Source organism: Halorussus amylolyticus, from assembly GCF_004143485.2.
In the GTDB taxonomy this organism is placed as follows: Archaea; Halobacteriota; Halobacteria; order Halobacteriales; family Haladaptataceae; genus Halorussus; species Halorussus amylolyticus.
Genome location: NZ_RXOB02000053.1, coordinates 1 through 8,940 on the forward strand (window position 1 = coordinate 1; position 8,940 = coordinate 8,940).

Below are 8,940 nucleotides of genomic sequence, written 5' to 3' on the forward strand. Positions count from 1 at the left end.
GGTCGAAAAACACCTTCAACCTCAACACCAAGCGCGCGCTCGTCGAGAAGGGCGGACGCATGGAGTGGGTTTCGGGCAGTATGGGGTCGAAAGCCACCATGCTCTACCCCTGCTCGATTCTGAAGGGTCCCGGAGCCTCCGCGAACCACATCTCCATCGCGTTCGCGGGCGAAGGCCAAGACATCGACACCGGCGCGAAGGTCTACCACAACGCCCCGCGCACCAACTCCACCATCGAATCGAAGTCGATTTCGAAGGACGGTGGGCGTACGAACTACCGCGGGCTGGTCCACATCGCCGACGGCGCAGAGCACTCCTCGACCGCAGTCGAGTGCGACGCGCTGATGTTCGACAACGAATCCACGTCCGACACCATGCCGTACATGGAAATCGAAGAGTCGAAGGTGGACGTCGCCCACGAGGCGACGGTCGGGAAAATCGGCGACGAGGACGTCTTCTACCTCCAGTCGCGTGGATTGGACGATGACGACGCCAAGCAGATGATTGTCTCGGGGTTCATCGAACCCATCACCGAAGAACTCCCAATCGAGTACGCCGTCGAACTCAATCGACTCATCGAACTCGAAATGGAGGGGAGCCTCGGATGACTGCGACCCAAGTCCACGAGACGATTTCCGAGGAGACCGTCAGAGAAATCTCCGAGAGCCTCGACGAGCCCGACTGGCTCCTCGAAACGCGACTCGACGCGCTCGAGGCGCTCGACGACCTCGAAATGCCTGACGTGATTCGAACGCCCGGTCGCGACTGGACTAACCTCGACGCGCTCGACTACGAGAGCTTCGTGGACCCGCTGAACGCGGCCGAGGAGAAGGACCAACTCGGACCCGACGAGGTCGAAGTGCTTCCGTTCTCGGAGGCCGTAAGCGAGCGCGAGGACCTCCTGAAGGACCACTTCGCGTCGGTCGTGGACCCCGAGGAGAACTACCTGACTGCGCTCTCGACCGCGCTGTTCAGCACGGGAACCGTCGTGTACGTCCCGCGGAACGTCGCTGCCGAGGACGTGACCATCCGAACCACGCAGAACTCCCAGTCGCTGTTCAACTACACGCTCGTCGTGACCGAGCAGTCGAGTTCGGTCACGATTCTGGAGCGCCAAGACACCGGGGAGTCGATTGAGGGCGAGCGCTACTACTCCGGCATCGTGGAAATCGCGGCCGGGGAGAACAGCCACGTCCAGTACGGTTCCCTCCAAGACTTGGACGAGGAGACGTACAACTACACGCTCAAGCGTGCCGAGACGGCCGATTACTCCACCGTCAACTGGATTGAAGGCCATCTCGGTTCGCGACTCACGAAGTCGTCCGTCGAGACCGAACTCGACGGCGAAGGCTCCGAAACCAAGACGGTCGGTGCCTTCTTCGGCCACAACGACCAGCATTTCGACATCGCGGTTCGAGTCTGGCACAACGCCGCCCACACGACCGCCGACCTCGTGACCCGTGGCGTCCTCGACGACGCCGCGCGGTCGGTGTACGAGGGCGTTCAGGACGTTGGCACCGAAGCGTGGGACACCAACTCCTACCAGCGCGAGAACACGCTGATGTTGAGCGACGAGAGCGAGGCCGACGCCTCCCCGAAGCTCATCATCAACAACCACGACACCGAGGCGAGCCACTCGGCGACCGTGGGCCAGATAGACGAAGAGGACCTCTTCTACATGACCTCTCGCGGGGTCGATTCGGAATCCGCGCGGGACATGCTGGTCGAGGGCTTCTTCGTCCCGGTGTTCGAGGAGATTGCGGTCGAGGAGTTCCGCGACGACCTCGAAGAGAAAATCGCCGCGCGACTCGGCTGATTCGGTCGGACCTTCATTTTTCGTCTCCGCAGTGTGCGACCGGCCTCGAAACCGCGAGCAACCACATCTGTTAAGTCCCCGACCACCCGACCTACCCACGATGACTGTCGCACTGCCGTTCGAGCGTGGGTGGTCGGCGTGAGCGTCGGCCACCGCGTCTCGACCGACCGCCAACTCGCCCGCCTGCTCCAAATCGGCGTCGTGCTGGAGGAGGTCGTCGAAGTGCGGGCGGCTCGTCACTACGAGACGCTCTCGCCCGACGAGCGAGACGCCGACATCGAAGAACTCCTCGCGGAGGCCCGCGAGGAGTCGGCCGACCACCGCGAACGCCTCGAAGCGCTCGTGGACCGACTCGACGCCGACCCGGTACCGCTCTCGGAGGTCGAAGCGCTGGTCGAAGCCCACTACGCCCAGACGCGACCCGAGGACTTCGACGGTATCCTCTACGACCAACTCAACGGCGAGGAGACCGCGTACAAATTCTACGACGACCTCATCGAAGCCATCGAATCGAACGACGCTACCTTCGGTCTCGACCGCGAGGAACTCCTCGACACCCTGAAGGAGATTCGCGAGGAGGAGGCCGAAGGCGTCGAAGAAGTCGCCGCGGTCATGGAGGCCCGAGAATGAACACCGCAGACCAGTACCTGAAATCGATTTACCTCGTACAGCGGATGGAAGGCGGACCGGCATCGACCGGGACGCTGGCCGACCGACTCGACGTGAGCCCGGCGAGCGTCAACGAGATGATAGGTAAGCTACAGGACCGCGGTCTCGCGGACCACGAGAAGTACAAGGGCGTCAGCCTCACCGACGACGGCGAGACCCGCGCCCGCGAGGCGCTCCAGACCTACTGCATAATCGAACGCTTCCTCAAGAACGTCCTCGAAGTCGAGGAGTTCCCCGCCGAAGCGAAGGCGCTCGAAAGCGTCATCGACGAGACGGTGGCCGAGCGACTCGACACCATCATCGACCGCGAACCCCAGTGCCCCGACTGCTTCGACGCCGAGGCCGACATGTGCGCCGAACTGATGCGACAGGGCGAAGCCGACTGAGTCTTCATCCCACGTGCTTTCGATTGCGATACGTTCAAGTGGATTGTCCCGTTAGAATCGAGTGCAGTCCCGTGGTGTAGTGGCCAATCATATGGGCCTTTGGACGTGACTGGGTTACAAGCCGTCACGGAAGCGAGCCTATGACGGCGGTTCGAATCCGCCCGGGACTATATAAAATATTTTATATTAATTCGAGACCGGCAGCCGACGCCAATCCTTTTCCATTCTCGCTCCGAATGGGAACCCAACGCATGGGCCTCTTCAAGGAACTCGGAAAACAGGTCGAGCAGTTCAAGCAGGACGCCAAGAGCGCCGCCGACGAGGCGGCCGCCTACGAGTGTGCGGCGTGCGGCGCACGCTTTCACACCGCGCGCGACGACTGTCCGGACTGTGGAGCCGACGAAATCCGGTCGATAGACGCCGAAGCCGAGGAGACAACGCCCTCGGAGTCCGACGACTCGACGGAGTAGCCGACTCTCGACGCTACTCGTCGCGGAGTTCCAGCGCCTCGGTCAGCTCGTCGGTGAGTGACTCGCCAGTCGCGCCGCCGTCAGTTCACAGGACGCGGCGTTTCGGCGCGTCCTGCGTGGAATTCCCCACTATGCCCGCAGACGGTCAACGGCCGGCCGTATCAACGGTCTCGCCGAGATAGCCCCTAACCGCGCCCGTCAGCCAGTAGCGACCGATTACCGCGGCCGAGGGTTCGGTTCAGGTTCGCGCTGTTCTCGGTGCGAGCGCCCCAAGCGACGCATAACAAAGCCGTTCGGTCTCGTCTTTCGTCGCGAATGCCCCCCGTTCCGACACCGAATCGAGATGACGAGACCCGAACCGACGACTCACGATGGAGCTGACGTGGTTCGCAGGCTCGTCAGTCCTCCTCCTCGGCGTCGGGTACGTCTGCGCTCGCCGAGCGTCCCGGTCGCCCCCGGCCGTCTGGCTGGTGATATGCGGGTCGCTGTTCGCGCTCTCGACCCGCGACCTGTTCCGGTCGCGCGAGCGCGGCCGTCCCCGCTCCGAGGACGACGACCGCTCTCGGGAGCGTCCGGTCGCGCGCGCCGACGCGAGCGACGAACGGCCCGAACTTCCGACAGTCGTGCGACTCCTCCGGCGAGTCGGCGGTTGGTTCGGCTGATTCGTCGGGCAGTCGTCCGCCGCGGTCGGCGACCGCGGCGGACGACTGCCCGACGGTCTGAGCGACTTACCGACAGCCTATCCGTTAAGACGTTGGGGGGCCTTCGGTCACTCATGAGCGAGCAGCGGTACCTTCCCGACGCCGACGGCGTGACCGAGTTCGAAGCGACGGTCGCGGAGGCGACCGACGAGTACGTCGTCCTCGACGGCACCTACTTCTATCCCGAAGGCGGCGGCCAGCCAGCCGACCACGGCGCGCTGGAGTGGGACGGCGGCCGCGCCGAGGTCACGAACGTCCGGAAGAACCACGGCGACGTGCGCCACTACGTCGCGGAAATCGAAGGCGAGGTTCCCGACTCGGGCGAGACGGTCCGGGGCGAAATCGACGCCGAGCGCCGCGACGCCCACCGTCGGATGCACACCGCCCAGCACGTCGTCTCGCGGGTCGTCTTGGACGAGTTCGGCGGCGAGACCGCCGGAAACCAGATTCACGCCGACCGGTCGCGAATCGACTTCGAGCCGGTGGACTTCTCCGAGGAAGACGTCGAGACCATCGAGGAACTGTCGAACGAAGCCATCGAGCGCGACCTGTCGGTGACGAAAGCCGAGCGCCCGCGCGAGGAAGTCGAATCGCGGGTGGACGAAGGACGGTCGCTCCTCCACCTCATTCCGGACCACGTGGACCCGCTCCGGGTGGTCGAGGTCGAAGCGTTCGACTACTGCCCGTGCGGCGGCACCCACGTCGATAGCCTCGGCGAAATCGGGCGCGTCCGGATAACCGACCGCACCTCGAAGGGCGCGGACACCGAGCGAATCGAGTTCGTGCTGGACGACGCGTAGGACTGGCCGGGTGGAACGTCGCCCGTGAACGAGGTGTCGCGACCGAATCTCCCTACTCGTTTGGGCGTCGTAACTCTAAAGAGTCAATCATACGTTTATACGAGTAACAATGAGTACGGAGTTCGGTCAACTGAGGTGGTTCTGTGGGAGTTGAAATCAAGGAGTCGCCGATTACGGAGTCGGAGTACGAGGCGATGCAGGATTTCGTGTACGAGTATCTCGCCGCCAGCGTCGAGAACGAGGACGGCGGCGGCCGAATGCGGTGGTACCCGTGGCACTCCGCGGAGTACCGATTCAACCACATCCTCAACGTGGTCGACCTCGCAGAGACCATCGCGGAGGCGGAGGGCGCGAACGTCGATGTGGTCCGGGTCGCGGGGCTGTTCCACGACATCGCCAAACTCGACGCCGACCAGGAGGTCCACGCCGAGGAGGGCGCGCGCATCGCTCGGAAGTACCTCGAAACCCACGGCGACTTTCCCGAGTCGTTCATCGAGGAGGTGTGCAAAGCCGTCGAGAATCACTCGTATCAGGGCGACCTGACGAACCTCTCGAAGGAAGCTCAGTGTCTCATCGAGGCCGACCTGCTCGACAAGGTGGGCGCGAACGGCACCGCGCTGATGCTGCTCCGGATGGGGTACGAAGCCCGGACCCACATGGACGCCGCCGAGATGGTCGATAGGGTGATGGAGCGGGGCAAGGACGCGGCCACGCGAATCGAGAGCGACACCGCCGAGAGCATCGTCCACGAGCGACTCAAGCGCGTCAAGTGGTTCCGCGAGTGGCTCGAATCCGAAGTGCCCGAGATGGACCACGAGACGGAGTCGGACCCGCGAAACTACAATCGGCCGTAGGGTTATCCGAGCATCCGCACCGACTCCCAGACGAACGAGACGCCTGCGAGCGCCAGCACCGCCGCGCTGAGGTACGCGACCGCGGGCGCGAACGCGTCCACGCGGCGTCCGGCGGCGACCAGCGCGGCCGGGAAGCCGGTAATCCAGAGCGCGATGCCCGCGAAGAAGCCGACCACGATGACCGGGCTTCCGGTCGCCACGGTGATGCCGAGCGCGTCGAGCGAGAACGTGCCGGGGTCGAGCAGGCCGACGCCCGCGGTCAGCCACCACAGAATCTGGAAGGGGTTGGTGAGCGCGAGCGCGAACGCCTTTTGGAAGCCCTTGCTCTCGTCGGCCGAAGTGACATCCTCGCCGGTGAACGCGGCGCTCGCGTCGCTCGCCGCGCCGTAGGCGAAGTAGAGCATCAGAACTCCGCCAGCGCCGAACAGCGCGCCCCTGACCGTCGGGAGGTCACGGACGACCGCGACGACCCCGAGAAGCGCCAGCACGAAAAAGCAGGCGTCGGCGGTCATCGCGCCGAGACCAGCCCGGAAGCCCGACCGCCACCCTCGGAGGACGCTCTCCTCGGCGATGACGGCGTTCATCGGTCCGGGCGGGGCCGCGAGCGAGAGACCGAGCGCGACCCCGGCCAGCGCCGAGACCAGCAGTTGCATGAGTTCGGAGTTGGGAGTCGGCTCTGAAAAGTTCTCCTAAACCGGAACTGCGGCGACCGGGGCGCGTAAATCGGTGGCAAACGGTAAACGACTCCACTTCGAACGGGTAGCCGTAGATTCGATGGACGAAATCGTCTCGATAGCGGAACGGGAACTGGGAGAGTCCCCGACGGAGGTCACGCGAGTAGACGCGGGACTGCTACACGAGACGTACGAACTCGACTGTGCCGGTGGGGAGTACGTACTCCAGTTTGCGTCCGACGCGGACAAGGACCGACGGGACTCTCTGAGACGCGGCCTGAACTGCTACGCCGCGTTGCAGAACTCCGAGATACCCGTCCCGAACCTCGTGACGGAGAAGATGACCGCGTTCGACGGGAGAAAATACGCGCTCGTCGAAAAGCTACCCGGCAAAACGGCGGAGCGCGACGTGTCTCCCGAAAAAGTCCTGAACGCGGGGAGATACCTAGCGAAGATACACAACGTCAGGCACTTCGAGACGGCAGGCTGGATACGGTTCGACGGCGGATATCCATCCGTCCGACGATTTCGAGAAGGGAGTCTGAAACGGCGAATACAGCGTACCGTCGAGGAGAGTTCGGGAGTCCTGCGAGAAGGTGGACTGGAAACGGCTGGAACAGAAGTCGAGAGACTGTTCGACCGGTCGGGAGGAGACCTGCCGGAAGAGTTCCGGCCCGTTCTCTGCCACGACGATTACTCCCCGGACAACGTCCTCTTCCGCGACGGCGAGGTGACGGGAGTACTCGACTTCGACCGGGCCTACTCCGGCCACAATCAGCGAGACCTCGTGAAAGCGGCCAACTGCTTCTGGATGCACGACCCGTGTAGCAACTGGGACGTTCGAGCCAAACTCTACGAAGGATACCGCGAAGTGAACGACCTCGATAGCTCCTTCGACCGAAACGAACCGCTCTACAGAGTCGAGACGCTCGTAGAAATCGTCGCAGGGCTTCTCGAAATGGGCGAACTCTCCGAGTACGAGCGGAGTTTCTACTCCGAGCGACTTTCAGACACACTCGAACGGGCCGAAAAGCGGTGACTCACATCACGCCGAGCACCGCCGCCGAAACCCCACCGACTACCTGCTCCCAAATCGAGAACCCGGTCGCGATGGCGAGGACGGTGTCGGCCGCGAAGAAGCCGAACAGCCCAGCCGCGAACAGGTGTGCCTTCCGGCGGTCGAACCGTCCCGAAAAGCGGTGGAAGAAGTAGGCGTTCGCGAGGCTCACGGGGATGATGGCGGCCATCTCGCCGACCCAGATGGCCGAACTCGCGCCGTACTGTGCGGCGAGTCCGATGGTGACCAACTGGGTCTTGTCGCCGAACTCGCCCGCGGCCATCAGCAGAAAGATGGGGACGAAGCCGCCGAACGACTCCGAGAGGTCCCGGCCGAACACGGTCGGCAGGTCCACGCCGAGGGAGGCCTGTGACACTCCGCCGTCGGATTCGAGCGAAGCCCCCGACTCGCCCGCCGTGGGGGCCGACCGCCACAGCGCGACCGCGAAGACGAAGAACAGTATCGCGGTGAACGCGTCGAGCGCGACCGGCGGGAGCGCCGACTGGAGGGCGCTCCCGAACCAGATTTCGAGCGCGGTCCACCCCGCGAACGCGGCCCCGGCGGCGCTCACGACCACCAGCGGGTCGTACCGGGTCGAGAGTCCGGCGATGATGAACTGGACCTTCTCGCCCGGCAGGACCGCGAGTTGGGCGACCGCCGCCACGACCGCGATTTCGACCCATCCGGTCACGCACCGCCCACCCCGGACTCGGGGGTCGCTCCCTCGGTCTCGGTGCGCCGGACGCGGATGGACGCCGCGACAGACTCGGGGAGGCTCTGTTCGCGTCCCTGAGACTCGCCGTTCGGAGACGCTTCCGGCGTCTCGCGCTCGCCGACGCGGACCGTCACCATGCCGAACGGGGCCACGCCCACGACCCGGACGCGAGTACCGGGCGTGATGCCCGCGTTCGAGAGATACCGGAGTTCCTCGTCGTCGCGGTCGCTCACGCGCGCGACGACTACCGTGTCGCCCTCGGTGTGGTCGCTCAGGCGGGTCGTGTCGTCCTCGGCGATGGGCGCGAGGTCCTCGCTCGGAATCGGGTCGCCGTGGGGGTCCACCTCGGGGTCGCCGAGCGCGTCGGCGACCCGGCGCTCGAACTCCTCGCTGATGTGGTGTTCGAGGCGGTCGGCCTCGTCGTGGACTTCGCTCCACGAGTAGTCGAGGTGTTCGGTCAGGTACGCCTCCAGCAGGCGATGGTGGCGCAGGACTTCGAGCGCGACCGTCTCGCCCTCCGCGGTGAGTTCGACCCCCTTGTACTTCTCGCGCTCGACCAGCCCTCGGTCTTCGAGTTTTTCGACCATGCTCGTGACCGTCGGCGGCGTCACGTCGAGGTACTCGGCGATGGCGGAGGTCGCGACCGGGTCGCCGTCCTCGGTCTGGAGGGTGTAGATAGCTTTCAGGTAGTCCTCCATCACGTCGCTCAACATGTTCGTGGTCGCATTTAGAGCCGTCTAAAGTTTAAGTTTGTCCCATCTTCTATCGCCGTGGCGAGCGCGCGACCGGTCGCGCGCT

At 64.5% G+C, this 8,940-nt stretch carries 12 protein-coding genes and 1 tRNA gene; 10 read left to right on the top strand and 3 right to left on the bottom strand.

Annotated elements, in window-relative coordinates; genetic code table 11:
* The 9 genes from EKH81_RS19130 to EKH81_RS19170 form a co-directional block, all read left to right on the top strand.
* A partial coding sequence (locus EKH81_RS19130; protein WP_202935129.1) for a SufD family Fe-S cluster assembly protein occupies positions 1–608 on the top strand: 608 nt, incomplete at its 5' end.
* Positions 605–1,816 carry a Fe-S cluster assembly protein SufD gene (sufD, locus tag EKH81_RS19135; protein WP_132057725.1) on the top strand — a complete coding sequence of 404 codons (1,212 nt, stop codon included), beginning with the start codon at positions 605–607 and terminating at the stop codon, positions 1,814–1,816. The genes EKH81_RS19130 and sufD, both read left to right, overlap by 4 nt.
* A gap of 138 nt (positions 1,817–1,954) precedes the next feature.
* Positions 1,955–2,446, top strand: a complete 492-nt coding sequence (locus EKH81_RS19140) for a ferritin-like domain-containing protein (RefSeq protein ID WP_132057724.1) — start codon at positions 1,955–1,957, stop codon at positions 2,444–2,446.
* A complete protein-coding gene (locus EKH81_RS19145) occupies positions 2,443–2,871 on the top strand; it encodes a metal-dependent transcriptional regulator (RefSeq protein ID WP_132057723.1) in 429 nt (142 codons plus the stop codon). The genes EKH81_RS19140 and EKH81_RS19145 overlap by 4 nt, the downstream gene beginning before the upstream one ends.
* A gap of 65 nt (positions 2,872–2,936) precedes the next feature.
* A tRNA-Gln gene (locus tag EKH81_RS19150) sits at positions 2,937–3,041 on the top strand.
* 66 nt (positions 3,042–3,107) lie between these two features.
* Positions 3,108–3,341 carry a DUF7129 domain-containing putative zinc-binding protein gene (locus EKH81_RS19155; protein ID WP_238392175.1) on the top strand — a complete coding sequence of 78 codons (234 nt, stop codon included), beginning with the start codon at positions 3,108–3,110 and terminating at the stop codon, positions 3,339–3,341.
* A 371-nt stretch (positions 3,342–3,712) separates the two neighbouring features.
* Positions 3,713–4,003 carry a hypothetical protein gene (locus EKH81_RS19160; protein WP_132057722.1) on the top strand — a complete coding sequence of 97 codons (291 nt, stop codon included), beginning with the start codon at positions 3,713–3,715 and terminating at the stop codon, positions 4,001–4,003.
* Positions 4,004–4,116: 113 nt separating this feature from the next.
* Positions 4,117–4,842, top strand: a complete 726-nt coding sequence (locus EKH81_RS19165; RefSeq protein ID WP_132057721.1) for an alanyl-tRNA editing protein — start codon at positions 4,117–4,119, stop codon at positions 4,840–4,842.
* Between the two features lie 143 nt (positions 4,843–4,985).
* Positions 4,986–5,696: an HD domain-containing protein gene (locus EKH81_RS19170; protein ID WP_132057720.1), complete on the top strand. Its 711-nt coding sequence runs from the start codon at positions 4,986–4,988 to the stop codon at positions 5,694–5,696.
* 2 nt (positions 5,697–5,698) lie between these two features.
* On the opposite strand, the gene EKH81_RS19175 is transcribed toward EKH81_RS19170, so the two are convergent.
* Entirely contained in the window at positions 5,699–6,349 is a 651-nt protein-coding gene (locus EKH81_RS19175; RefSeq protein WP_132057719.1) for a LysE family translocator, read from the bottom strand.
* A 121-nt stretch (positions 6,350–6,470) separates the two neighbouring features.
* On the opposite strand from EKH81_RS19175, the gene EKH81_RS19180 reads away from it, so the two are divergent.
* A complete protein-coding gene (locus EKH81_RS19180; RefSeq protein ID WP_132057718.1) occupies positions 6,471–7,409 on the top strand; it encodes a phosphotransferase enzyme family protein in 939 nt (312 codons plus the stop codon).
* A 1-nt stretch (position 7,410) separates the two neighbouring features.
* Here EKH81_RS19180 and EKH81_RS19185 read toward each other — a convergent pair whose 3' ends face one another.
* Both EKH81_RS19185 and EKH81_RS19190 read right to left on the bottom strand, forming a co-directional pair.
* Positions 7,411–8,118 (bottom strand): TMEM165/GDT1 family protein, encoded by a 708-nt coding sequence (locus EKH81_RS19185; RefSeq protein WP_132057717.1) that lies wholly within the window; start codon positions 8,116–8,118, stop codon positions 7,411–7,413.
* Positions 8,115–8,855: a metal-dependent transcriptional regulator gene (locus EKH81_RS19190; RefSeq protein WP_132057716.1), complete on the bottom strand. Its 741-nt coding sequence runs from the start codon at positions 8,853–8,855 to the stop codon at positions 8,115–8,117. The genes EKH81_RS19185 and EKH81_RS19190 overlap by 4 nt, the downstream gene beginning before the upstream one ends.
* Between the last annotated feature and the right edge of the window lie 85 nt (positions 8,856–8,940).

Coding starts and splice junctions, on each gene's coding strand:
- sufD (WP_132057725.1), top strand. CDS start 605: ATGACTGCGACCCAAGTCCACGAGACGATTTCCGAGGAGACCGTCAGA.
- EKH81_RS19145 (WP_132057723.1), top strand. CDS start 2,443: ATGAACACCGCAGACCAGTACCTGAAATCGATTTACCTCGTACAGCGG.
- EKH81_RS19155 (WP_238392175.1), top strand. CDS start 3,108: ATGGGAACCCAACGCATGGGCCTCTTCAAGGAACTCGGAAAACAGGTC.
- EKH81_RS19160 (WP_132057722.1), top strand. CDS start 3,713: ATGGAGCTGACGTGGTTCGCAGGCTCGTCAGTCCTCCTCCTCGGCGTC.
- EKH81_RS19165 (WP_132057721.1), top strand. CDS start 4,117: ATGAGCGAGCAGCGGTACCTTCCCGACGCCGACGGCGTGACCGAGTTC.
- EKH81_RS19175 (WP_132057719.1), bottom strand. CDS start 6,349: ATGCAACTGCTGGTCTCGGCGCTGGCCGGGGTCGCGCTCGGTCTCTCG.
- EKH81_RS19180 (WP_132057718.1), top strand. CDS start 6,471: ATGGACGAAATCGTCTCGATAGCGGAACGGGAACTGGGAGAGTCCCCG.
- EKH81_RS19190 (WP_132057716.1), bottom strand. CDS start 8,855: ATGTTGAGCGACGTGATGGAGGACTACCTGAAAGCTATCTACACCCTC.